At 38.2% G+C, this 23,150-nt stretch carries 24 protein-coding genes; 12 read left to right on the top strand and 12 right to left on the bottom strand.

Annotated elements, in window-relative coordinates:
- Positions 1 to 579 (bottom strand): ISL3 family transposase (locus TZ96_RS09700; protein ID WP_045762794.1); only part of this gene is annotated, 579 nt, incomplete at its 3' end.
- 248 nt (positions 580 to 827) lie between these two features.
- Here TZ96_RS09700 and udk point away from each other — a divergent pair.
- The gene (udk, locus tag TZ96_RS09695; protein ID WP_045763905.1) at positions 828 to 1,466 is read left to right on the top strand and encodes a uridine kinase; all 639 of its coding nucleotides are present in this window, start codon (positions 828 to 830) and stop codon (positions 1,464 to 1,466) included.
- Between the two features lie 192 nt (positions 1,467 to 1,658).
- Here udk and TZ96_RS09690 read toward each other — a convergent pair whose 3' ends face one another.
- The 3 genes from TZ96_RS09690 to TZ96_RS09680 are packed head-to-tail and all read right to left on the bottom strand — an operon-like array spanning position 1,659 to position 3,458.
- Positions 1,659 to 2,222, bottom strand: a complete 564-nt coding sequence (locus tag TZ96_RS09690) for an ECF transporter S component (protein ID WP_045763904.1) — start codon at positions 2,220 to 2,222, stop codon at positions 1,659 to 1,661.
- Positions 2,206 to 2,757: a phosphopantothenoylcysteine decarboxylase gene (gene coaC, locus TZ96_RS09685; protein WP_045763903.1), complete on the bottom strand. Its 552-nt coding sequence runs from the start codon at positions 2,755 to 2,757 to the stop codon at positions 2,206 to 2,208. Before coaC ends, TZ96_RS09690 begins: the two co-directional genes overlap by 17 nt.
- Positions 2,758 to 2,768: 11 nt before the next feature.
- Positions 2,769 to 3,458, bottom strand: a complete 690-nt coding sequence (locus TZ96_RS09680; RefSeq protein ID WP_045763902.1) for a phosphopantothenate--cysteine ligase — start codon at positions 3,456 to 3,458, stop codon at positions 2,769 to 2,771.
- A gap of 141 nt (positions 3,459 to 3,599) precedes the next feature.
- Between TZ96_RS09680 and TZ96_RS09675 the strand changes: the two genes are divergently transcribed.
- The 3 genes from TZ96_RS09675 (at position 3,600) to TZ96_RS09665 (ending at position 8,097) form a co-directional block, all read left to right on the top strand.
- The gene (locus TZ96_RS09675; RefSeq protein ID WP_080936322.1) at positions 3,600 to 4,799 is read left to right on the top strand and encodes a hypothetical protein; all 1,200 of its coding nucleotides are present in this window, start codon (positions 3,600 to 3,602) and stop codon (positions 4,797 to 4,799) included.
- A complete protein-coding gene (locus tag TZ96_RS09670) occupies positions 4,780 to 6,255 on the top strand; it encodes a hypothetical protein (RefSeq protein WP_045763901.1) in 1,476 nt (491 codons plus the stop codon). Before TZ96_RS09675 ends, TZ96_RS09670 begins: the two co-directional genes overlap by 20 nt.
- Before the next feature lie 171 nt (positions 6,256 to 6,426).
- Positions 6,427 to 8,097 carry a formate--tetrahydrofolate ligase gene (locus TZ96_RS09665; RefSeq protein ID WP_045763900.1) on the top strand — a complete coding sequence of 557 codons (1,671 nt, stop codon included), beginning with the start codon at positions 6,427 to 6,429 and terminating at the stop codon, positions 8,095 to 8,097.
- Positions 8,098 to 8,186: 89 nt separating this feature from the next.
- Here the strand turns inward: TZ96_RS09665 and lysS are convergent, their stop codons facing one another.
- From lysS to TZ96_RS09640, 5 genes are all read right to left on the bottom strand, one after another.
- Positions 8,187 to 9,677 carry a lysine--tRNA ligase gene (gene lysS, locus TZ96_RS09660; protein ID WP_000102451.1) on the bottom strand — a complete coding sequence of 497 codons (1,491 nt, stop codon included), beginning with the start codon at positions 9,675 to 9,677 and terminating at the stop codon, positions 8,187 to 8,189.
- 134 nt (positions 9,678 to 9,811) lie between these two features.
- Positions 9,812 to 10,438, bottom strand: coding sequence for a histidine phosphatase family protein (locus TZ96_RS09655; RefSeq protein WP_045763899.1), 627 nt, complete (start codon positions 10,436 to 10,438; stop codon positions 9,812 to 9,814).
- Positions 10,435 to 10,920 (bottom strand): aminoacyl-tRNA deacylase, encoded by a 486-nt coding sequence (locus TZ96_RS09650; protein ID WP_045763898.1) that lies wholly within the window; start codon positions 10,918 to 10,920, stop codon positions 10,435 to 10,437. The genes TZ96_RS09655 and TZ96_RS09650 overlap by 4 nt, the downstream gene beginning before the upstream one ends.
- Positions 10,920 to 11,762 (bottom strand): DUF368 domain-containing protein, encoded by an 843-nt coding sequence (locus TZ96_RS09645; RefSeq protein ID WP_045763897.1) that lies wholly within the window; start codon positions 11,760 to 11,762, stop codon positions 10,920 to 10,922. Before TZ96_RS09645 ends, TZ96_RS09650 begins: the two co-directional genes overlap by 1 nt.
- Positions 11,763 to 11,871: 109 nt before the next feature.
- Entirely contained in the window at positions 11,872 to 12,672 is an 801-nt protein-coding gene (locus TZ96_RS09640; RefSeq protein WP_045763896.1) for a glycoside hydrolase family 25 protein, read from the bottom strand.
- A 157-nt stretch (positions 12,673 to 12,829) separates the two neighbouring features.
- On the opposite strand from TZ96_RS09640, the gene glmU reads away from it, so the two are divergent.
- The 8 genes from glmU to TZ96_RS09600 all read left to right on the top strand — a co-directional run bounded on the left by glmU (position 12,830) and on the right by TZ96_RS09600 (position 20,288).
- Positions 12,830 to 14,209, top strand: coding sequence for a bifunctional UDP-N-acetylglucosamine diphosphorylase/glucosamine-1-phosphate N-acetyltransferase GlmU (gene glmU, locus TZ96_RS09635; RefSeq protein WP_045763895.1), 1,380 nt, complete (start codon positions 12,830 to 12,832; stop codon positions 14,207 to 14,209).
- Positions 14,210 to 14,218: 9 nt separating this feature from the next.
- Positions 14,219 to 14,782, top strand: a complete 564-nt coding sequence (locus TZ96_RS09630) for an NUDIX hydrolase (RefSeq protein ID WP_045763894.1) — start codon at positions 14,219 to 14,221, stop codon at positions 14,780 to 14,782.
- The gene (gene macP / locus TZ96_RS09625) at positions 14,775 to 15,086 is read left to right on the top strand and encodes a cell wall synthase accessory phosphoprotein MacP (protein WP_000517859.1); all 312 of its coding nucleotides are present in this window, start codon (positions 14,775 to 14,777) and stop codon (positions 15,084 to 15,086) included. The genes TZ96_RS09630 and macP overlap by 8 nt, the downstream gene beginning before the upstream one ends.
- A 10-nt stretch (positions 15,087 to 15,096) precedes the next feature.
- Positions 15,097 to 15,792, top strand: a complete 696-nt coding sequence (locus TZ96_RS09620) for a 5'-methylthioadenosine/adenosylhomocysteine nucleosidase (protein ID WP_045763893.1) — start codon at positions 15,097 to 15,099, stop codon at positions 15,790 to 15,792.
- Between the two features lie 140 nt (positions 15,793 to 15,932).
- The gene (gene pcrA, locus TZ96_RS09615) at positions 15,933 to 18,221 is read left to right on the top strand and encodes a DNA helicase PcrA (protein WP_045763892.1); all 2,289 of its coding nucleotides are present in this window, start codon (positions 15,933 to 15,935) and stop codon (positions 18,219 to 18,221) included.
- 124 nt (positions 18,222 to 18,345) lie between these two features.
- Positions 18,346 to 18,606, top strand: a complete 261-nt coding sequence (locus TZ96_RS09610) for a SemiSWEET family transporter (protein ID WP_045763891.1) — start codon at positions 18,346 to 18,348, stop codon at positions 18,604 to 18,606.
- A 105-nt stretch (positions 18,607 to 18,711) separates the two neighbouring features.
- The gene (locus TZ96_RS09605; RefSeq protein ID WP_045763890.1) at positions 18,712 to 19,413 is read left to right on the top strand and encodes a response regulator transcription factor; all 702 of its coding nucleotides are present in this window, start codon (positions 18,712 to 18,714) and stop codon (positions 19,411 to 19,413) included.
- Positions 19,410 to 20,288: a sensor histidine kinase gene (locus tag TZ96_RS09600; RefSeq protein WP_045763889.1), complete on the top strand. Its 879-nt coding sequence runs from the start codon at positions 19,410 to 19,412 to the stop codon at positions 20,286 to 20,288. Before TZ96_RS09605 ends, TZ96_RS09600 begins: the two co-directional genes overlap by 4 nt.
- A 39-nt stretch (positions 20,289 to 20,327) precedes the next feature.
- Here the strand turns inward: TZ96_RS09600 and TZ96_RS09595 are convergent, their stop codons facing one another.
- The 3 genes from TZ96_RS09595 to TZ96_RS09585 form a co-directional block, all read right to left on the bottom strand.
- Complete coding sequence (locus tag TZ96_RS09595) at positions 20,328 to 21,086, bottom strand: ABC transporter permease (protein ID WP_045763888.1); 759 nt, start codon at positions 21,084 to 21,086, stop codon at positions 20,328 to 20,330.
- 10 nt (positions 21,087 to 21,096) lie between these two features.
- Positions 21,097 to 22,005, bottom strand: a complete 909-nt coding sequence (locus tag TZ96_RS09590; protein ID WP_045763887.1) for an ATP-binding cassette domain-containing protein — start codon at positions 22,003 to 22,005, stop codon at positions 21,097 to 21,099.
- A 269-nt stretch (positions 22,006 to 22,274) separates the two neighbouring features.
- Positions 22,275 to 23,084 carry a Cof-type HAD-IIB family hydrolase gene (locus tag TZ96_RS09585; RefSeq protein ID WP_045763886.1) on the bottom strand — a complete coding sequence of 270 codons (810 nt, stop codon included), beginning with the start codon at positions 23,082 to 23,084 and terminating at the stop codon, positions 22,275 to 22,277.
- Positions 23,085 to 23,150: the final 66 nt, after the last annotated feature.

The following is a 23,150-nucleotide window of genomic DNA, read 5'->3' as shown; positions in this document are numbered from 1 at the left end:
GTGATTGCGGATGATAGCTTGTGTTCTTCCCTCAAGAACAGTAATGATATTGAGCTGATCAAAATCTTGTGCGATAAAACTCATCTTTCCCTTGGTAAAGGCATACTCGTCCCAAGACATAATCTCTGGAAGACAAGAAAAATCATGCTTAAAGTGAAAGTCATTGAGCTTACGAATGACAGTTGAAGTTGAAATGGATAGCTGATGTGCAATATCAGTCATAGAAGTCTTTTCAATTAACTTTTGAGCAATCTTTTGGTTGATAATACGAGGAATTTGATGATTCTTCTTGACGAGAGAGGTTTCGGCGACCATCATTTTCGAGCAATGATAGCACTTGAATCGACGCTTTTTCAGAAGAATTCTGGTAGGCATACCAGTCGTTTCGAGGTAAGGAATCTTAGAATGTTTTTGAAAGTCATATTTCTTCATTTGACTTCCGCAATCAGGGCAAGATGGGGCGTCGTAGTCCAGTTTAGCGATGATTTCTTTGTAGGTATTCATATTGATGATGTCTAGAATCTGGATATTAGGGTCTTTGATATCGAGCAGTTTTGTGATAAAATGTAATTGTTCCATAGGATTCTTTCTAATGAGTTGTTTGATCGCTTTTCATTATAGGTCATATGGGACTTTTTTTCTACACAAAAATAGGCTCCATAAGATCCATAGGGGATTTACCCACTACAAATATTATAGAGCCTCAATTACAAATCCTTGTAGCTTCTAGCTATGAGGATTTTTTCTTCTATTTTGTAGAAAACTCCATCTGTAAAATTTATCAAAAATATGGTAAAATAGACAAGGGAAAAAACAAGGAGGCTACAATGCAAAATAGACCAATCATTATCGGAGTAACAGGTGGATCTGGAGGAGGAAAGACAAGCGTATCTAAAGCAATCTTGTCGCATTTTCCAAATGAAAAAATCTCTATGATTGAGCATGATTCCTACTATAAAGATCAATCTAATCTAACCTTTGAAGAGCGTATTAAGACCAACTATGACCATCCTTTTGCTTTTGATACTGATTTGATGATTGAGCAAATCAAAGAGTTGTTGGCAGGTCGTCCAGTTGATATTCCTACCTATGATTATGCTGCCCATACCAGAAGTTCTAAAACTTATCGTCAAGAACCTCAGGATGTCTTTATCGTAGAAGGAATCTTGGTTTTGGAGGACAAACGACTTCGTGATTTGATGGATATCAAGATTTTCGTAGATACAGATGATGATGTTCGTATCATTCGCCGTATTAAACGTGATATGGAAGAACGTGGTCGTAGCCTAGATAGCGTTATTGACCAGTATCTTGGTGTGGTAAAACCCATGTATCATCAATTTATTGAGCCAACAAAGCGTTATGCAGATATCGTTATTCCAGAAGGAGTAACCAATACAGTAGCTATTGATTTGCTGACGACAAAAATTGAAAAGATTTTAGAAGAAGCACGTCTAGCTCAATAATAAGTAGATAAAAGGCTGTTGGAAAGTAAATATTTTTCTAAGATTGAAGCCTTTTCCAATATCAGTGAGTCTTTACAATCATACTTTTAGATAGTCTCGTCAAAGGGACTTTTAGAAGTCTGTAATCTTAATTAAATACAGAGTCAGTTACTTGGGGCAAATAAAAATCGAGGTCGGGATTTTCCCGACCTCTTATTTTTTGATTTTTTCAAGTCTCGGAACAATAACTAGGGTAAGTATTGCTGAGATAATCAGTTCTGCGATAGAGTTTGTTGAGATAACAGTAGCTAATAGTTTTTGGATATTTCCGTCAAAAACATTTCCAAAGAGGAAGAAGATACCGCCTAAAACAAATACAGTGTTGGTAAGTGAACCGAGTGCTCCCGCGAAGATGAGCCCTGCCTTGTTTTTGAGGAGTTTATAGACAAAGTATGGAGTTAAACCAATAAGGATGCGTGGTACAATCGCAATAACTAGGGAGTAGATGTTACCATTTGGTACAAATGGAGAGAAGAGGTAGCTGGTTGGGAGAATTGTGATTGTATTGACTGTCAAGCTAATCATCCCCATCAAGAAACCTAAGATGGCTCCAATTCGTGGCCCGTAGATGATACTAGCAATGATGACTGGAATATGGACAATGGTCGGTTTAATTGGAAAGGGCAAGACATTAAAGATAATAGAACTCAGCAGATGAATGACAATCATGCTGGCAAAAAAGATAGCAATTGGAGCAATATTAGAGCGTTTGTTCATGAAGTTTTTCCTTTATCTGTTGTAAAATAGTATCAAGATCAGCAAGAGCACCCCGTCCTACGTCTCCACAGGCCAGTTGGGATTCTTTAGGAGAAATAATTGTGTAACCATAATTTTCCAAAGTTTTTAGGTTTGCTTGAGTTGCTGGATGGTCATACATTTTGGTATTCATAGCAGGTGCTACTAGTTTTGGAACATAGTTTGGCAAAGCAAGAGCAGTAGCAGTAACCATATTGTCGGCAAAACCGTACGCGACTTTCGCAATCGTATTAGCGGTTGCAGGGGCAAGGATAAACAAGTCTGTTTCTTTTCCTAGCTCGATATGATTGACTTTGTCAGGATAAGGTTCTTCCATAAGATCGAGATGAACTGTATTTTGTGATAAGACTTGAAGGGTTAAAGGTTGAATAAAGGCAGTCGCAGCCTGGGTCATGAGTACAGTCACAGAATGCCCTTGTTTCTTCAAGCCACTTACCAAATCAGCAGCCTTGTAAGAGGCGATAGAGCCTGTCACAGCGAGTGTAATACGAGCCATAATTTTCCTTTCTAACGATCAAATCCCTGAATTTTTTCCAATAATAAGTCAGCAATTTCTTGTTTGCTAGCAGCAATCTGATAATCTTTTTCTTCTACTAGATAAGCCAGGTGTTGATCAGCATTAATCTGAGTGAGGTCATTAGCGACAATCAAGTCTGCTTGATTCTTTTCAAGACTTTCTCTAGCGATTTGAATTAGATGCTCCTTAGTAACATCGACAAGCAGTTTAAAGCCAATGAGATGGATACTTGGATTCCATTTTTTAACAAGAGAGATGATCTTTGGATTTTTCTTGAGAAATAGGACTTGCACCTCATCCTTAGAGGAGATCTTTGTTTCCATATTTTTCTTATGCAAAAACTCACTTAAATCTTGGCTTGCTTGGACTTGGTCAAGACCAGTCATGTAAACAGGACTATAGTCAGATACTGCCATGGAATGAATCAAAACTTGATAATTAGGAAGAATCCGTTTCATCTCTTGGAGTAAATCGGAAGTGTTTTTGATTTCAATGATGGATAAATTTGAGTGTGGTGCTGGTTTTAACGCTTGTTGCGTAGTAATCAGACAAACTTGGTGACCAGCATTTAGTAAAGTCTCAGTTATTACTTTACCAAGTCTACCAGTAGAGTGGTTGGTAATGGAGCGAACTCGATCTATTGCTTCGCTTGTACCACCAGATGTAACTAAAATTTTCATAGAACTATTGTACAAAAAAATGAGCAGTAAGTAAAATGAAAGCGATAAAATATAACTAAACTTTATAACTATATTATTATTGACAATTAATTTAAGATATAAGATAATTATTTTAGTTATAGATGAAAAGGGGAAGCCGTTATGGACTTTTTTAAGTTTGCAGATAATATGGTTAAAGAAGCTAGTAAAGTAATTGATGATGCTAGTAAGACAACTAGTAGCGTACTTAATGAAGCTGGAAAAGCTTTAGATAGCGCTGGGAAAGTTACAGGAGATTTATTATCAGATTCTGTAAAAGTAATAGGAGATGTATCAAATAAGATAGGAAATGTTGTTTCAGACGTTTCAGGTCAAGCTGCTACAGTAGCGAATGATACTGTTCAACAAGTAACAGAGGTTGCATCTGGCACGCTTAATCAAGCTGGTAAAGTTGCAACGGAAGCAAAATCACAAATTGATTCAATAGATCTTTTTAATGGTAAACTAAGGTCCGAAGCCGTTGAGAACTATCATGAATCTATTCAAACATATAATGAAAAAGCCACAGATCTAACGAATAAATCGACTGAGCTTTATAAAAGTAGAGACAAGGCGATCAAAGTTGTCAAAATCATTGAAGAAAGAATTAGTAAATTAGCAAATAAACCGAAAGAATTTGAAACAAAATTAGACGAAATAATTGTTGAAATACAGAATTTCGAAGATAAGCAGTTAGCTATTACTCAGGCAATCAAAGAAGCAGAATTAGCCAGCGGTAGTACGGCAGCTACAGCTTCTTTAAGTGCTTTAGGTGTGACAGTCGCAACTTTAGGTCCTACTGCAGCTATGGGAGTTGCAACTACTTTTGGTGTCGCATCAACAGGAACAGCAATTTCTAGCTTGACAGGTGCAGCAGCAAATAGTGCGGCATTAGCTTGGTTAGGTGGAGGAAGTCTAGCAGCAGGCGGAGGAGGTATGGCTGCTGGCAATGCCTTTTTAGCCATGGTGGGCCCTGTTGGTTGGGGGATTGCTGGCTTAATGTTAACAGCGTCTGTCGGAGCAGGTGTTTTTGCTAATAAAAAAAATGAAGAAGTAGCTAAAGAAGCGCTTGATGAACAAAAGAAAATTGAGTTATTAATTAGACAAACTGATAAATCAATAATAGAAATTAGTGAATTAATTAATTTAATTGAAAAGCAAACTGAGGAGATTTATTTAGCTAATCTTTCTTTAATTGGAAAAGATTATAACTTATTTACAGATGATGAAAAGTATCAAGCAGGTAGTTTAGTAAATTCAACCCTCTCACTTACTTCGATGATTAATAAGGAAATTAAAATAAATGATGAATCAGGCTGTTAATAGAGCATTTTATCAAGGGATAGGTGCATATGTCAATTGTTTAAACAACTTGAGAATTCAAGACTTACAAATTGCTATGAAAATGATTGATGATGAAGCTCGACATGTCATTTTAAACAAGGACAATGCCTCTAAAATCTTAAACTATGCTAGAAATAACATTGAAGACGTTATTCTAAAGAATCGTGGAGGTGAATACGGCGGTCACGGTTTTATTGCTGAATTTGCAGAAGCAGGAATTGTGAATGCGAGAAGAGCTTTTGAAGGATTAAATCCTATTGTAAAAGTATTGAATGATAATGGACCAGCCGATTTATTAATTGGTAGAAATACCATTCAAATGAAGTTTTATAATAATTTACGTGATGAACTATGTCAATCTTTTCATTACAGTAAAAAAATGAAAATGATGTTTCCAAAAGATCACGTGTTAGTATACGAAAAAATTATGGCTGGCGCCAAAGAAGTTGAATTTAATGGTAAAAAATTGTCTATTAAACAAATTACTGATATACGACAAATGATCAATGATATTACCGAAAGAAAGGGACTTACTTCATATAAATCTTGGATGAAATCATCTGTTCTAAATTATGATGATGCTCAAAGAAATTCAATTAATAAAGTATTAGACTTAGAGAAAATAAAAATTGATAAAAAGGTCAAAGTAAAGCGGAGAGAATTAGCTAAGAAGAAAATTCTTGCCAAAAAAAATTCTTTACCAAATTTAAGAGAAGCTAACAAGATTGCAAAAAATACTTTTCTTTTACAAGGTGGTTTAGCATTAATGTCAGCTGTGTATGGGAAAAACAAAGAAGGAAAAACAATTTTTGAATTTGAACAATCAGATTGGTTAGACTGTGGATTAGAAACAGTGGAAGGTGCGGTAAAAGCTTCTATATCAGGTTACGCGATTTATGGTCTCACTAATGTTTTTAAAATGAGTGCTCCTTATGCAAGTGCGTTTGTAACAGCAAGTTACGGCATGGTAGATATTATTACTAAACTTAGAACAAATGAGATTACTGAGGATGAATTTATAAATTTTATAACTATCAATACATTGGATACAACATTAGCGACAATTGGTTCATGTGTTGGTCAAACACTTATTCCTGTCCCTGTCTTAGGAGCAGTAGTAGGTTCAATTGCTACTTCAATAATTTGGGAAATAGGCAAAGGGATTTTAAGTGATAGGGAACAGGAATTAATTCAAAATTACAGGGAAAACTTAGATAACCATATCAAAAACTTAGATGATAAATACAAGATTATTTTTAATGATATTATAGATAAATATCATAAACTAGGACGATTACAGGATTACTCTTTTGATTTATCTATCAATATACGTCTTCGTTTTGAGTATTCAATTGAATTAGCTGAGCAAATAGGAGTTTCTAATAGTCAAATTCTACACAATTTATCAGAAATTGATAGCTACTTTTTGAATTAGTCGAAATCTTAATCTATAGTTAAAACTTATAAAGGCATATAAAAATTTAAATAGTGGGCGGTAAATCCTTTGATGTCGCTATATTTACGAACGTTATCAAGCTTTTTGTCTGTTAAAAATCTTGTTTTGTGTTATAATGAATTAACACATCAGAGGTTAGAGGAGTTCATTATGAAAACAGATATTGAAATTGCACAGAGTATTGATTTAAAACCAATTGTTGAGGTCGTTGACCAATTTGAGATTTCTGCAGACGATTTGGAATTGTATGGAAAGTATAAGGCTAAACTTAGCTTTGATAAGATTCGTGAAGTTGAAGCAAATCCAGTTGGAAAGTTGATCTTAGTCACTGCTATCAACCCAACACCAGCTGGTGAAGGTAAGTCAACCATTACCATTGGGCTTGCTGATGCTTTGAATAAGATTGGTAAGAAAACCATGATTGCTATCCGCGAACCTTCTCTTGGCCCTGTCATGGGTATTAAAGGAGGAGCTGCTGGTGGTGGTTATGCTCAAGTTTTACCAATGGAAGATATCAACCTCCACTTTACTGGAGATATGCATGCCATTACAACAGCCAATAACGCTCTCTCTGCCTTGATTGACAACCACTTGCACCAAGGAAATGAGCTAGGAATCGACCAGCGTCGTATTCTCTGGAAACGTGTTGTTGACTTAAACGACCGTGCTCTTCGTCATGTAACTGTTGGACTCGGTGGTCCTCTTAATGGTATTCCTCGCGAAGATGGATTTGATATCACTGTTGCTTCAGAAATCATGGCTATCCTTTGCTTGGCAACGGATATTGAAGATTTGAAACGCCGTTTGGCCAATATCGTCATCGGATACCGTTATGACCGTACTCCTGTTTCAGTTGGTGATTTACAGGTTGAAGGCGCCTTGGCATTGATTTTGAAAGATGCTATCAAACCAAACTTGGTTCAAACAATTTATGGTACACCTGCCTTTGTACATGGTGGTCCATTTGCAAATATCGCTCACGGATGTAACTCTGTATTGGCAACGAAAACAGCTCTTCGTTTAGCTGATTATACAGTAACTGAAGCTGGTTTTGGTGCAGACCTTGGTGCTGAGAAGTTCTTGGATATCAAGACACCTAACTTACCGACAGCTCCAAGTGCAGTAGTCATTGTCGCAACACTTCGTGCTCTTAAGATGAATGGTGGAGTGGCTAAGGATGCTCTGACAGAAGAAAACGTAGAAGCAGTACGTGCAGGTTTTGCTAACTTGAAACGCCACGTTGAGAATATCCGTAAGTTTGGTATTCCAGCAGTTGTTGCAATTAACGAATTTGTATCTGATACAGAAGCTGAAATTGCAGCCTTGAAAGAACTTTGCGCTTCAATTGATGTTCCAGTTGAATTAGCTAGCGTATGGGCTGATGGAGCTGAAGGAGGAGTGGCTTTGGCTGAAATTCTCGTCAAGACAATTGACGAAAACCCAGCTAACTATACACGTTTGTATGACAACGACCTTTCTGTTCAAGAAAAGATTGAAAAGATTGTCACTGAAATCTATCGTGGTAGCAAAGTAAACTTCGAGAAGAAAGCTCAAACTCAAATCGCACAAATCGTACAAAACGGTTGGGACAAATTGCCAATCTGTATGGCTAAAACTCAATATAGTTTCTCAGATAATCCAAATGCTCTTGGTGCACCTGAAAACTTTGAAATTACTATTCGTGAATTGGTACCAAAATTGGGGGCAGGCTTTATCGTTGCACTTACTGGTGACGTTATGACCATGCCTGGTCTTCCAAAAAGACCTGCTGCCCTCAACATGGATGTTGAAAGTGATGGAACTGTCCTTGGTCTATTCTAATAAGAAAATTTAAAGATAAGCTCAACATTGAGTTTGTCTTTTTGTTATTATTAAAAAATCTCCTAGAATGTGACTAGGAGATTTGTATTTTATTTCATAGTTGGGAAGAGCAATACATCACGGATAGTTGTTGTATCAGTGAGGAGCATGCAGAGACGGTCGATACCGATTCCCAAACCACCTGTTGGAGGCATACCATATTCAAGAGCTTCGATGTAGTCATAGTCGATGCCGGTTGCTTCATCGTCACCAAGTTCTTTAGCTTTAGCTTGGGCTTCAAAACGGCTAAGTTGGTCGATTGGGTCGTTCAACTCAGTAAAGGCATTACCGTACTCCTTAGTCATGATGAAGAGCTCGAAACGGTCTGTAAAGCGTTCGTCTTCAGGATTTTTCTTAGCGAGTGGAGATACAGCGACTGGATGTCCATAGACAAAGGTAGGTTGGATCAAGGTTTCTTCAACAAATTCTTCAAAGAAGGCATTGATAATGTGGCCAACTTCAGTGTAGTGTTTTTCAACAGGAACTTTCTTCTCAGCAGCGATAGCTTTAGCTTCTTCCAAAGTCATGTCTTGCCAGAAGTCTACACCAGTAATTTCTTTGATAGCATCCACCATGTGAACACGTTTAAATGGTTCGTTAATCTTGATTTCAGTTCCTTGATAGTTAACTGGACCATCACCCTTAACTGATTTTGCAGCGTGTTGGATAATACCTTCCGTCAAGTCCATGATATCTTGGAAGTCAGCATAAGCTTGGTAAACTTCGATAGAAGTGAACTCAGGGTTATGAGTAGCATCCATTCCTTCGTTACGGAAGATACGGCCAATTTCATAGACACGTTCCATACCACCAACGATAAGACGTTTCAAGTGAAGCTCAGTCGCGATACGAAGGACCATATCAATGTTTTGGGCATTGTGGTGAGTGATAAATGGACGAGCAGCAGCTCCACCAGCTTCGTTATGAAGAACAGGTGTTTCCACTTCAAGGAAACCTTTTTGGTCAAGGTAACGACGGATTTCAGAGATGATTTTTGAACGAGTGACAAAGCGTTCAAAACTTTCACGGTTAGAAATCAAGTCCAGGTAACGTTTACGGTAAATTGTTTCAACGTCTGTCAAACCGTGGAATTTCTCAGGAAGAGGACGAAGGGCCTTAGACAAGTGTGTAATGTGAGTAGCCTTGATAGAGAGTTCTCCCATATCTGTACGCATCACTTCACCTTCGACACCAAGGAAGTCACCAAGGTCTGCTTTTTTGAAGATTTCGTAGTTTTCTTCACCGACAGCATCTTTACGTACGTAGATTTGAATCTGGCCTTCGCGGTCTTGAAGGTGGGCAAATCCAACTTTACCTTTACCACGTTTAGTTACCAAGCGTCCTGCGATAGTAGCTGTTTCGTTTTTATCGTGTAATTGTTCTTTATCGAGGTCAGCATATTTATCTTTTAATTCTTGGGAATTTGCAGTACGTTCAAAACGTTTTCCGAAAGGATCGATTCCTTGTTCACGGAGCGCAGCCATTTTTTCACGGCGAACGATCTGCTGGTCATTTAGTTCTTCCATATGTTCTGTTGACATGGGATCCTCCTAGTTTTTACTCAATTCTTGATATGATGAGTCTTTTTTGCGATACTCCCATTTTATCATAAAAGTCAAATAAATTCACGGATATTCTACAAAATCTAAAAAGAACTTAACAGTGATTGTTAAGTTCAATTCGAATTTTGATAAGAAGTGTCGTTCCATTCTAAAAGGTTGAAGTTTTTAAAGTCTTCTGTTTCTATAATTGTAACACTGGCATTTGCTAAACCACCATCTTTTCTAAGTAGTGGAGTATCATAACCTAGAAGAGTTCGAATACTGGCTGTGAGATTGGCTCCGTGACCGACAATCATGACATGTTCAAAAGGTTTGGACTCTAATGATTTGATGAATTGAATGGTTCGATGAGTTGTTTGATAGACAGACTCTGCACCAAACATAGTCGAATCGAATTTTGCTAGATTGGTACGAAAAGCTTTTAATTGCTCGGGATAGATGGCTTCTAAGGTTGCAAATTTTGCTCCTTCAAGTTTCCCGAGTTGCCACTCTCTTAGAGAGGCTATTTCTACTAAAGGACAACTGACTTTCAGTTGACTTTGGATAATTTGAGCAGAAGTTTTAGCCCGAGGAAGATCACTAGAATAAATCACATCAAATGGAGTTTCTTGGAGATACTGCCCCAATTTTTTTAAGGTCTCAATGGATTCCTCAAGGAGTGGAGAGTCACCACTTGCTCCTTGAAAACGTCCCTCAAGATTCCAAAGTGTTTTACCGTGACGAATAAAATAGAATTTCATGTGTTACTTGCCTCCAAGATATCTGCAAATTCAGCTTTAACAAAGGTTGCTAGATCTTGAGGGTTGATAATGATACTATGACCTACTTCCCCTGCGGAAACAATCATTTCCTCCAGTTTAATAGCAGTTTGATCGATAAAGATAGGAAAGTTATGTTTTTGACGAATCCCAACTGGATTATTGGCACCGTGGATATAGCCTGTTGTTTTTTCTAGGTCTTTTTGTGGAATCATGCTGACTTTCTTATTACCAGAAATCTTAGCTAGTTTCTTTTCAGAAAGATGTTCAGTGATAGGAAGGATACCGATAATGGGTCCAGTCTTATCTCCCAGCAGTGCTAGAGTCTTAAAAATCTGACTCTTTTCATAACCTTGAGGCATCTCACCTTCCAGGGCATTAATTTGAATACCTGTATGGTTTATTCCTGCCTTGGTTAAAATTTGTTGGACCAAGGTTTTCTTGACTTTTACTTTTTTTGCCATTATTTATACTTATCCTCCAATTGACTCATCCAGATTCCCAACCAAATCCCTAGTGCAAAGAAGAAAGCAATCAGTACATATGAAACTAGAGACAAACCACTGTAACTGATACTTTCAGCATTGCCAGCGTTTGGAATAAGGATCAAAAGTGTACTTGATAGTACAATTCCAATGATAAAATGATACACACGTGAGTGATATAGGCGAAGAGCGTAGTCCATGAATTTTGAAAAGATAATCAGAGTGATAAGAAGCCCAATCCCAATTGGTAAGAAGGTTCCTAACAAATCAAAAGTCTTGAACCCTGTTAACATAGGGCCATAAAGACCAAGAATCAAGAGAAGATTGGAAGGACTAAGCCCTGGAACCAAAATTCCAAGCGCCAACAAACAACCAGCCAGTGTAAAGTTAAGGAAGCTTGCAGATAGAGAACCAACTACAAAATTCAAGGCGTAGAGGGCAAGACCTGAGATGATGAAGGTTGCCCAAAACCATATGTGGTCAACCTTATCTCTATCAGAATCACGAGTTGATTCTTTGACAAGACTTGGGATGGTACCAATGATAGCTCCAGCAAAACTCCACAATACATAAACTTGATAATTTTCTAAAAGATACTCAATTGGATAAGAGAAAAGTCCGATGCCCAATAACATCCCAATACCGACAGGAAGGAAAAAGAGCACATCTTCTTTTAAATTTTTAAAAGGATGAGCAAGAAAACGAATCATTCTCTCATAAATTCCCAAGATAGCGGCAAGAACGCCACCAGAAATCCCTGGTAGAATGAAACCTAGGGCGATTACAATTCCCTTAATAATTTTTGATAGCCATGATAACATAGAGGGCCTCCGAGATTTATATTCTATATAGATAAAACAGTGATTTAATACTGAAAAATAAAGAAAAGCAAGCAGAAAGCAATGTCTGACTTGCTTATTGTGATAGTGATTAAGGATTTAAAAACAATTTTCTAAAGGTTTCTTCCTTGTTCTTTGATGAAGAAATAAGGTTCAAATCGAGGTGATGTTCAAATCCACCAAGATTTCCATGGGAAGTGTATTGGTGAAGGTCGTAGCTAAGATCTGTTTTTGGAGCACTCTCATAGTGACCTGAGTTGGTTCCATAGGAAGGTATCCAGATAGCCGAGTAATTATCAACGCTGATACTATGTTCCTCCATAAAGTAAACACCAACATAGATACCAATATTTTTTGCTCCCAATGAAGCTAATTTGGCACGAAAGGCCTCAACGCCCTGATTCATGTCAGACATAGTCTTTTCTTCAACATCAAGCCAATAGTAGCTAGGATTGTAAGGAGAAGCGGCGTTATAGAAGGCTTCAGCAGCTTTTTCCATTTCTTCGACATTTTTTCCAGCTACATAGGCGTAAACAGCAACTGGAATATTTCGTTTTTGAAACTCTGTGATATGCTCCTTGTAGACCTTATCGACTCCATTTTTATAGGCAGCGTCATTTTCTTCAGAAACTTGAGCTCCACTATGAACCCGAACAATCGCACCTGAAATATTTTGAGTTAAGGTGTCATAATTAATCTCAGATGGTCTTTGCCAGCCAGAAACATCAATAATCGGCTTGTTGATATTATGTAAAGCTTGAGTTTCTACTTGAACTGGATTTTGCTTTGTTTTGACTGGATGGTCTTCAAACTTGGGTCTGTTAATGATTAAAATACCCACGATAGTCGCTAATACAGTAAAAATAAAAACAGGATTTATTTTCTTTCTCATACTTTTATAGTGTATCGTAAATGGTGAAAAAAATCAAAAAAAAAATACTCGAAATCATGTAGAGAATGCGATGTTTTAAAGCATTTGTCCTCTTTTGTGTTTGAATGAACAAATTTATGATATAATATAAGGGAATTTCTATAGAAAAGAGAAAAATATGTCAAATTATGCAGTTATTTTAGCAGCGGGTAAAGGTACTCGTATGAAATCAGATCTACCAAAAGTCATGCACAAGGTTGCAGGAATTTCTATGCTGGAGCATGTTTTTCGTAGTGTAGGGGCAATCAAGCCTGAAAAAACAGTAACGGTTGTTGGTCATAAGGCAGAGCTAGTTGAACAAGTTTTAGCTGGTCAAACTGATTTTGTAAGACAGTCTGAGCAATTAGGAACTGGTCATGCGGTTATGATGGCTGAGCCAATTCTTGAAGGACTTTCCGGACAAACATTGGTTATTGCTGGTGATACACCACTAATTACCGGTGAAAGTCTAAAGAACTTGATTGATTTCCACGTTAATCACAAGAACGTAGCTACAATTCTTACTGCAGAAGCTGAAGATCCGTTTGGTTATGGTCGTATTGTTCGTAACGAGAATGCTGAAGTGCTTCGTATCGTGGAGCAGAAAGATGCGACTGATTTTGAAAAACAAATCAAGGAGATCAATACAGGGACCTATGTCTTTGATAATGCTCGTCTCTTTGAAGCACTTAAGAATATCAATACCAATAATGCTCAAGGCGAATACTACATCACTGATGTCATCGGCATTTTCCGTGAAGCAGGGGAAAAAGTTGGTGCTTATACTCTAAAAGACTTTGATGAAAGTCTCGGAGTTAATGACCGTGTTGCCCTTGCGACAGCTGAAGGCATTATGCGTCGCCGTATTAACCAAGCGCATATGGTCAATGGGGTTAGTTTTGTGAATCCTGAAGCTACTTACATTGACATTGATGTTGAAATCGCTCCAGAAGTTCAAATCGAAGCAAATGTAACCCTCAAAGGTTCTAGTAAGATTGGTGCAGGAACTGTTTTGACCAACGGAACTTATATCGTTGATAGTAGTATCGGTTCAGGGGCAGTGATTACAAACTCGATGATTGAGGAAAGCTCAGTTGCTGATGGCGTTACAGTTGGTCCTTATGCTCATATACGTCCGGGATCAAGCCTTGCAAAAGATGTGCACATTGGAAACTTTGTTGAAGTCAAAGGATCTAGCATTGGTGAGAATACAAAAGCTGGTCATTTGACTTATATTGGTAACTGTGAAGTTGGTAGTGATGTCAACTTCGGTGCAGGAACCATCACTGTAAATTACGATGGTCAACACAAGTTTAAAACAACCATTGGTAACAATGTTTTCGTTGGATCTAATTCAACTATCATTGCTCCAGTAGAACTTGGAGATAACTCTCTTGTTGGAGCAGGTTCAACCATTACTAAGGATGTCCCAGCTGATGCCATTGCTATTGGACGAGGTCGTCAAGTCAATAAGGATGAATATGCAACTCGCCTCCCTCATCATCCTAACAATAAATAGGAGCTAACGATGGAATTCGAAGAAAAGACTATAAGTCGTAAAGAAATCTATAAAGGACCGATCTTCCAATTGGTTCAAGACCAGGTTGAACTACCTTCTGGCAAAGGTATAGCGCAACGTGATTTAATTTTCCACAATGGAGCAGTTTGTGTCCTTGCAGTCACTCCAGAAAATAAGATTGTTCTTGTTAAACAATATCGCAAGGCGATTGAAAAAGTCTCTTATGAAATTCCTGCTGGTAAGCTTGAAGTAGGGGAGAATGCAGATCCAGAAGCTGCAGCACTTCGTGAATTAGAAGAAGAAGCGGCCTATACTGGTAAATTAAGGCTTCTCTATGATTTTTACTCTGCGATTGGATTTTGTAACGAGCGCTTAAAACTTTACTTGGCAAGTGATTTGACAAAAGTTGAAAATCCTCGTCCTCAGGATGAAGATGAGACTTTGGAGTTACTTGAGGTCAGTCTTGACCAAGCTAAAGCACTGATCCAGTCAGGTGATATTTGTGATGCCAAGACTATCATGGCTATTCAGTACTGGGAATTACAAAAAAATAGTGGAGGAACCCATGGGTAAACCTTTATTAACAGATGAAATGATCGAACGTGCCAATCGAGGAGAGGACATCTCAGGTCCTCCCTTGCTAGATGATGAGGAAACTAAGATTTTACCGACTTCTTCTCAAAATTTTGGCTATTCGCGAACCAAAGATCATGGTTTTAGCCAGGATACACTGACCATCGAAGTTGAACCTTCTATTCACAAAAGTCGTCGGATTGAAAATACTAAGAGAAATGTCTTTAATTCTAAATTAAACAAGATTCTTTTTGCAGTTATTTTTCTCTTGATTTTGTTAATTTTAGCAATGAGATTTATTTAAGGAGTCTATCATGAAAATTGGAATTATTGCAGCTATGCCAGAAGAGCTAGTTTACTTGATTCAACACTTGGACGAAGCCAGTGAAGAAAAGGTTCTGGGACATAGCTATCATACTGGTAAGATTGGTTCTGTTGAGCTTGTACTTGTAGAGAGTGGTATTGGTAAAGTCATGTCTGCTATGAGTGTCGCTATCTTAGCGGATCACTTTCAAGTCGATGCAGTGATTAATACTGGTTCTGCTGGTGCAGTGGCAAGTGGAATCGCAGTAGGGGATGTAGTGATTGCAGACAAGCTTGTCTACCACGATGTTGATGTGACTGCCTTTGGCTATGATTACGGTCAAATGGCTCAACTGCCTCTCTATTTTGAATCAGACAAAAAGTTTATCAGCTTGATTCAAGAGAGTTTGTCTAAACTGGACCAAACTTGGCATTTAGGTTTGATTGCGACAGGAGACAGTTTTGTTGCTGGAGAAGATAAAATCAAAGCGATAAAAGAGCACTTTCCTAAAGTTCTTGCTGTAGAGATGGAAGGGGCAGCTATTGCTCAAGCAGCTCAGGCTTTGAACCTTCCTTTCTTAGTCATTCGTGCCATGAGTGACAATGCCAATCATGAAGCATCCGTTTCCTTTGATGAATTTATCGTAGAAGCAGGACGTCGTTCTGCCCAAGCCCTAACGACGCTTTTAGAGTCTATAGAGGATTAATAGAAAAATTACTAAGAACACTCATCCAGTGTTCTTTTCTTGTCTAATCTTCTAAAGTAATCAAAAGGCTCCTAAGAAAAGTTATTTTCAAACTTTTTTGATATAATAGAAACATTGACTTGAAGAATAAGGAAGAGAAAATGAACGATTTATTAAAGGGAATGAATGACCGTCAAGCCGAGGCCGTTCAAACCACAGAAGGACCTTTGCTGATCATGGCGGGGGCGGGATCTGGTAAGACTCGTGTTTTAACCCACCGTATTGCTTACTTAATTGATGAAAAGATGGTCAACCCATGGAATATCTTGGCCATTACCTTTACCAATAAAGCGGCGCGTGAAATGAAGGAGCGTGCTTATGGACTTAATCCAGCTACTCAGGATTGTTTGATTGCGACCTTCCACTCTATGTGCGTGCGCATCCTACGTCGCGATGCGGACCACATTGGCTATAATCGCAATTTCACGATTGTGGATCCTGGAGAGCAGCGAACGCTCATGAAACGCATTCTCAAACAGTTGAACTTGGATCCTAAAAAATGGAATGAACGCACTATTTTGGGAACCATTTCCAATGCTAAGAATGATCTGATTGACGATGTTGCTTATGCTGCCCAGGCAGGAGATATGTACTCTCAAATTGTAGCAAAGTGTTATACGGCCTATCAGAAAGAACTTCGTCAGTCAGAGTCGGTGGACTTTGATGACTTGATTATGTTGACTCTTCGTCTCTTTGATCAAAATCCCGATGTTTTGACTTATTACCAACAGAAGTTCCAGTACATTCATGTTGATGAGTATCAAGATACCAACCATGCTCAGTATCAACTCGTTAAACTCTTGGCTTCTCGTTTCCAAAATATCTGCGTAGTAGGGGATGCTGACCAGTCTATCTACGGTTGGCGTGGTGCTGATATGCAGAATATCTTGGATTTTGAGAAGGATTATCCTCAAGCCAAGGTTGTTTTATTGGAGGAAAATTACCGCTCAACCAAAACTATCCTCCAAGCAGCTAATGATGTCATCAAAAACAATAAAAATCGTCGTCCTAAGAATCTCTGGACTCAAAATGCGGATGGGGAACAAATTGTCTACTACCGTGCTAATGATGAATTGGACGAGGCTGTCTTTGTCGCCAAGACAATTGATGAACTTGGGCGAAGCCAAAATTTCCTCCACAAGGACTTTGCAGTTCTTTACCGTACCAATGCCCAGTCTCGTACCATTGAAGAAGCTCTGCTCAAGTCCAATATTCCTTATACCATGGTCGGTGGAACTAAGTTCTATAGCCGTAAGGAAATCCGTGATATTATCGCATATCTTAATCTCATTGCCAATTTGAGTGATAATATCAGTTTTGAGCGGATTATTAATGAACCAAAGCGTGGCATTGGACTAGGAACAGTTGAGAAAATCCGTGACTTTGCCAACCTACAAAATATGTCGATGCTTGATGCTTCAGCTAACATCATGTTATCAGGTATTAAAGGTAAGGCAGCCCAGTCAATCTGGGATTTTGCCAATATGATTCTTGATTTGCGGGAGCAACTGGATCAATTAACCATTACTGAGTTAGTGGAAGCAGTCTTGGAAAAGACAGGCTACGTAGATATTCTCAATGCCCAGGCGACTTTGGAAAGCAAGGCTCGGGTTGAAAATATCGAGGAGTTCCTTTCTGTTACTAAGAATTTCGATGATAATCCAGATAATCAGGAAGAAGAAACTGGACTGGATAAACTCAGTCGCTTCCTCAATGACTTGGCCTTGATTGCAGATACAGACTCTGGCAGTCAGGAAACATCAGAAGTAACCTTGATGACGCTCCATGCTGCCAAGGGACTGGAGTTTCCAGTTGTATTCTTGATTGGGATGGAAGAAAATGTCTTTCCACTTAGTCGTGCAGCAGAAGACATGGATGAATTGGAAGAGGAACGCCGTCTAGCCTATGTCGGTATCACGCGCGCAGAGAAAATCCTTTATCTAACCAATGCTAACTCACGCTTGCTATTTGGTCGAACGAACTATAATCGCCCAACACGCTTTATCAATGAGATTAGTTCAGATTTGTTAACTTATCAAGGTTTGGCGCGTCCTGCTAATAGTAGCTTCAAAGCATCCTATAGTAGTGGAGGTGTCTCCTTTGGTCAAGGCATGAGCCTAGCTCAAGCTCTACAAGATCGTAAACGCAACGCAGCTCCAAGATCAATTGAATCAAAAGGACTACCTTTTGGACAATTTGCTACTGGATCAAAATCAACTTCAAGTGAAACCAGCTGGTCTATTGGTGATATTGCCCTTCATAAGAAGTGGGGCGAAGGAACTGTTCTAGAAGTTTCAGGAAGTGGATCTACTCAGGAATTGAAAATCAATTTCTCAGAAGTCGGCCTTAAAAAACTTTTAGCCAGTGTAGCACCGATTGAGAAGAAGTAAGTTATCTAAATGAATAAGATTCCCTCTTGCAATAGCAAGGGGAATTTTCATAACAAAAAGTTTTTTGCTTACACGATTAAAACAAATAGTGTATAATGGAAACTGTTTTTGAAAGGAGAAGAAAATGACTGAAAAACAAATGAAAACTTTGGGTTGGATTGCAACCTTTATGTCTGTAATGATGTATGTCTCTTATATTCCTCAAATTATGAACAACCTTGCGGGTCAAAAAGGAAACTTTATCCAACCAGCAGTAGCTGCACTTAACTGCAGTCTTTGGGTTTACTACGGTCTCTTTAAAAAAGAACGTGATATTCCTTTGGCAGCAGCCAATGCTCCTGGTATCGTTTTTGGACTTATCACCGCTTTGACAGCTTTAATTTAATACATAGAGTGAACTCTTCTTCGCATTTAACTATGAAGGAGAGTTTTTCTTTATCCGAAATTCCTAAAAAAACATGATATAATACTATTAGAAAGGTTGGTGTTTATGGCTAGAATACTTATCGTTGAAGATAATAATGAGATTCAAGAAATTTTGAGAACTCTTCTTTCTGAGGAGCATGAGGTGATTCAGGCTTTTTCTGGCACTGAAGGAATGATTCGATTTGAACAAGGTGACATTGATCTAATCTTGTTAGATATTATGCTTCCAGGAAAAAATGGCGATCAGGTTTTAAAAGCCATTAGACAAGATAGTTCAGTTCCTGTCATCATGCTAACTGCCCTAAGCGATAAAAAGCTCATTAGCCAATATCTCTTAGATGGTGCTAATGATTATATTGTAAAGCCCTTTGATTTGGATGAAATTTTTGCCAGGGTTACGGTACAATTACGTCAAAAAAGTGACAAGCAAGTAGCTGAAATCGAACATCCAGACAAGTTGATTCAACAGTTAAAAAATATTCAATTTGATGCAGATAGTTTTGAAATCAAAAATTGCCGGGAAACTATTCGCCTAGCTAAGAAAGAATGTTTGATTCTACAAACCTTGTTGGGACATCCTAAGAAAATTTTCACGAAAGAAGAACTCTATGAATTAGTCTGGGAGGATACTTATTTACCAGGCGATAATACTCTCAACACTCATTTAAGTAATCTCCGTAAAAAATTAAGCCAACTAGATCCAGAGCAAGAGTATATTGAAACTATCTGGGGAGTTGGTGTTCGGTTAAAAGGAGATGAGCAATGATCTATATTTTACTTTCTTTGCTATTGCTGGTTATTATCCTATTGACGATAGGGTTGATTCGCTATCATCTAGCACTCGTAAACTTGAGCCAACAAATTGAAGACAAGATTCATACTGGAAGTATGAAGAGAATCGGAGTGTCAACTTTCTCCAAGGATTTTTTGCATCTTTACCAGCAAATCAATCATCTCTTTCAAGAAGTTGAGCAGTCACGCTTGATTATGAAGCGTGAAAAGCAGACCTTGGATATGGCTATCAGCAATATTGCCCATGATATTCGGACGCCTTTAACGATTGCATCGGGTTATACTCAGCAATTGCTTAAAACAGAAAATCCAGAGTCTGAGAGCTTGAAAAAAATTGCTCATTATCTCAATCAAGTTTCAAAACGGCTAGAGGCTCTTTTGGACTATCGTCGGTTAATGGAAGGAGCAGTTAAACCTGACTTATCTGAGTTAGAAGTCTCGACATTTATGACGCAAAAATTGCTGACCTATTATGATTCTTTTCAGACGGCAAAGATTAACCTTGATTTTCAAGTAGAACCTGGTCTCTATTTATTAACAGATCCAGATTTATTAGATCGTATGTTACAAAATCTTATTGGCAATGTTCTAAAACATGGCAAGGACGAAGCGAGATTTTCTCTGAAGGAAGTGGATAATCATATCTGTTTGGAAATTGCTAATCTGGTTAAACAACCCATTCGTAAAATTGAAAATCTCAGTCAACGATTTTACTCTGAAAACCTCTCAGATACTGAAGAATCATCAGGTTTAGGTCTTTATATCACAGAAGAATTATCCCATCTACTTGGTGCAGAACTACAACTAAGTACTGATGGTGCTTGGTTTACAGTTAAGATACTCTTTTAAAACAAGCAACCTCCTCTGTTTGAACAGAGGAGGTCATTTTTATAAGCTTTTCTTTTTGAAAACAGCAAGTCCACTAATGGTAAAGAATAGGATAACAGTCACTGTAACGATAATGGTGTATAGAACGGCTTGACTATAGGCAGTCATGGCATAGGCAAAATTCAAGGATAAATAGCGTAAAATCTCGATATCTGGAAAGATAAGCATCGGCGTTGAAAGCAAGATAGAACTGATTAAATAGCCAATGAAAACAGCCAAATAAGAATGAGTCACATAGAGAATGAAGGAAACAATGGAAAGCCAAGCAAGAAGACATAGGAATTGAAGACCAATTGTTAGAAGGAGATTGCCAATAAATCCTTCTGGCATCGTGCCAACCCCGTTTAGGATAGTTGCTGGTACAAAAGCAATAACCAGACTAATAAGAATTTGCATTAGAGCGATACTTGCTAATACTACAGACTTGGCTAGGAAGAATTCTGTACGAGAAACACCCACTGTCAAACTATTTTTATAGAGTTTTCCGATAAGATCAACTCCTAGAACTAAGCAAGCAAGGATAATGCAGAGGAAAACTAGGTTTGAACCTTGACTAGATGCGTTAATCAGGGCTTGAATACCATCCCAGCCTTTACTTGGAAGTTCAGTTTCTGGAGGTGTTGTATCAACTGACATTAGATGTCCTGTAGCCCCAATAGTAGCTCCCATTAACATGAGTGCAAAGAGAACAATCTCTGTAATCCAAAAACCTTTGGAACGGAAAAGACGGTAAAAGTCTGCTTGAATTGTGTGTATCATGGTGTTCCTCCTATTTTACTAATTGTGTGAAGTATTCTTCAAGATTTTGACGAGCATAGTAAATCTCATCAACAGCGACATCTGCTAGAGTAAGTTCTTTGAGAATGCGTTTGACATCTTGTTCATGACTAAAAATATGAATCTCATTGTCTGAATTAACAACTTTAAATTCAAGATGCACTTTGTCTTTTAAGATTTGACTAGCTTTTTCTTTGTCACTTGTTTTTAGAACAATATAGTCTTCATTCAGTGTCTCAAATTCGGCCTTACTGATTTCACGAATGATTTTCCCTTGGTCTAAAATTCCAAAGCGATTGGCAACCAGATAGAGTTCTGACAAGATATGACTAGAGATGAGAATTGTTATTCCTAGTTCTTGATTCAGACGTTGAATCATTTGACGAAACTCTTTAATACCGATTGGGTCAAGTCCATTGATAGGTTCATCAAGGATGAGAAAGTCTGGTTTTGATAGGAGGGCAATAGCAATTCCTAGACGTTGTTTCATCCCAAGAGAGAAATCTCGAAAAACTTTTCTACCTGTATCTGTTAACCCCACATACTTTAATGTTTCCTGAATGACTTGATCGGCATTTGGGATATGTCGAATAGTACAATAGTACCTTAGATTTTGATAGGCTGTTAAATGATTGTGAGCTACTGGGGATTCAATGACTGAACCTACTCGAGATAGGGCTTTTGTGCACTCCTTATACCCTTGACTAGAAAAGAGGGAAATAGTTCCTTGGTCAGCAGATAATAATTGGGTAACGATTTTAATCAGAGTTGTTTTACCAGCACCATTCTTTCCGATAAGTCCATAGATATCTCCTTCTTTAACTGAGAGATTAAGATCTTGTAGAATGGGTTGTTTTCCAAATTGTTTGGACAAGCCATGGATTTCGAGGACTGTTTTCATAGTTTTCTCCTTTAACCTTTAATACTCAATGAAAATCAAAGAGCAAACTAGGAAGCGAGCCGCAGGCTGTACTTGAGTACGGCAAGGCGAAGCTGACGTGGTTTGAATTTGATTTTCGAAGAGTATAAGATGTTTTATTTTTATAACTCTAGTATAAAGCATAGATATCAAAGAATCGTCAAGCATTTCTAAAGAGTTTCTAAAGTTTTCAAATTTCTAAAAAATAAAAGCCCAGTTGGCTAGAAATACTAGTTGACTGGGCTTATTTTCTACAAAATATATTTCTCAATAGCGCGTGCAACACCATCTTCTTCATTGCTAGCAGTTACGGCATCAGCGAGAGATTTGACATGGTCGCTGGCATTTCCCATGGCGATCCCAAGACCAGCAAACTCTAACATCTCAATGTCGTTATTGGCATCACCCATAGCCATGATTTCAGAAGGTTGGATATCCAAAATCTCAGCCAAACGAGAAAGAGCAGAAGCCTTGGTTGTGCCAAGTGGCATTGCTTCATAGATAACTGGTTGAGATCGAACACCGCTAAATTTTTGACAAAGTTCATCAGCAAAACGTTGTTCAAAGTCATCCGTTTGTTCTTTTGTCCCTAAAAACATTCCCTGGAACATACGATATTTACCACTAGTAGCTTCTTCAAGTGAGATTTCAGTCAGGTCAGAAAAGACAAGTGTGGCATCATATTGAACGATAGGATTTGGTTTGCCTCCGAGAACGAAGTAGTGTTCCTCATCAAAGAGAGTCAACTGAACCTCACTCTTTTCAGCAAGGTCATTCAGGTATTCGATGTCAGATTTGCTAAGTTCCCGCCAGTCAACAAGGCTCCAGTCGCTGGTTTGGTGGGTAGAACATCCATTGTTGACAATAACGTATTCATTTTGCAAATCTAGTCCTAGTTTCTTGTAGTAGGGAAGAACTCCAAAGAGAGGGCGACCAGTACAAAGAACCAGTTTAACACCTTTTTCAATAGCCTTATGAATGGCATCAATATGAGCCTGAGGGATTTCCTTGGCTTCGTTGAGTAGAGTTCCATCCATATCAAGGGCAAGTAGTTTAATCATAGTAGTTCCTTTTCACGTGTTTTGTCTATATTATAGCATAATTTAGTGGAAATAAGGATTACTATG

Origin of the sequence: Streptococcus infantis, assembly GCF_000963255.1 — a bacterium.
GTDB classification, from domain to species: Bacteria; Bacillota; Bacilli; order Lactobacillales; family Streptococcaceae; genus Streptococcus; species Streptococcus nidrosiense.
The sequence above is the reverse complement of the archived record's forward strand: the minus strand, read 5'-3'. Positions and strand labels throughout refer to the sequence as shown.

Coding starts and splice junctions, on each gene's coding strand:
- udk (WP_045763905.1), top strand. CDS start 828: ATGCAAAATAGACCAATCATTATCGGAGTAACAGGTGGATCTGGAGGA.
- TZ96_RS09690 (WP_045763904.1), bottom strand. CDS start 2,222: ATGAACAAACGCTCTAATATTGCTCCAATTGCTATCTTTTTTGCCAGC.
- coaC (WP_045763903.1), bottom strand. CDS start 2,757: ATGGCTCGTATTACACTCGCTGTGACAGGCTCTATCGCCTCTTACAAG.
- TZ96_RS09680 (WP_045763902.1), bottom strand. CDS start 3,458: ATGAAAATTTTAGTTACATCTGGTGGTACAAGCGAAGCAATAGATCGA.
- TZ96_RS09675 (WP_080936322.1), top strand. CDS start 3,600: ATGGACTTTTTTAAGTTTGCAGATAATATGGTTAAAGAAGCTAGTAAA.
- TZ96_RS09670 (WP_045763901.1), top strand. CDS start 4,780: ATGATGAATCAGGCTGTTAATAGAGCATTTTATCAAGGGATAGGTGCA.
- TZ96_RS09665 (WP_045763900.1), top strand. CDS start 6,427: ATGAAAACAGATATTGAAATTGCACAGAGTATTGATTTAAAACCAATT.
- lysS (WP_000102451.1), bottom strand. CDS start 9,677: ATGTCAACAGAACATATGGAAGAACTAAATGACCAGCAGATCGTTCGC.
- TZ96_RS09655 (WP_045763899.1), bottom strand. CDS start 10,438: ATGAAATTCTATTTTATTCGTCACGGTAAAACACTTTGGAATCTTGAG.
- TZ96_RS09650 (WP_045763898.1), bottom strand. CDS start 10,920: ATGGCAAAAAAAGTAAAAGTCAAGAAAACCTTGGTCCAACAAATTTTA.
- TZ96_RS09645 (WP_045763897.1), bottom strand. CDS start 11,762: ATGTTATCATGGCTATCAAAAATTATTAAGGGAATTGTAATCGCCCTA.
- TZ96_RS09640 (WP_045763896.1), bottom strand. CDS start 12,672: ATGAGAAAGAAAATAAATCCTGTTTTTATTTTTACTGTATTAGCGACT.
- glmU (WP_045763895.1), top strand. CDS start 12,830: ATGTCAAATTATGCAGTTATTTTAGCAGCGGGTAAAGGTACTCGTATG.
- TZ96_RS09630 (WP_045763894.1), top strand. CDS start 14,219: ATGGAATTCGAAGAAAAGACTATAAGTCGTAAAGAAATCTATAAAGGA.
- macP (WP_000517859.1), top strand. CDS start 14,775: ATGGGTAAACCTTTATTAACAGATGAAATGATCGAACGTGCCAATCGA.
- TZ96_RS09620 (WP_045763893.1), top strand. CDS start 15,097: ATGAAAATTGGAATTATTGCAGCTATGCCAGAAGAGCTAGTTTACTTG.
- pcrA (WP_045763892.1), top strand. CDS start 15,933: ATGAACGATTTATTAAAGGGAATGAATGACCGTCAAGCCGAGGCCGTT.
- TZ96_RS09610 (WP_045763891.1), top strand. CDS start 18,346: ATGACTGAAAAACAAATGAAAACTTTGGGTTGGATTGCAACCTTTATG.
- TZ96_RS09605 (WP_045763890.1), top strand. CDS start 18,712: ATGGCTAGAATACTTATCGTTGAAGATAATAATGAGATTCAAGAAATT.
- TZ96_RS09600 (WP_045763889.1), top strand. CDS start 19,410: ATGATCTATATTTTACTTTCTTTGCTATTGCTGGTTATTATCCTATTG.
- TZ96_RS09595 (WP_045763888.1), bottom strand. CDS start 21,086: ATGATACACACAATTCAAGCAGACTTTTACCGTCTTTTCCGTTCCAAA.
- TZ96_RS09590 (WP_045763887.1), bottom strand. CDS start 22,005: ATGAAAACAGTCCTCGAAATCCATGGCTTGTCCAAACAATTTGGAAAA.
- TZ96_RS09585 (WP_045763886.1), bottom strand. CDS start 23,084: ATGATTAAACTACTTGCCCTTGATATGGATGGAACTCTACTCAACGAA.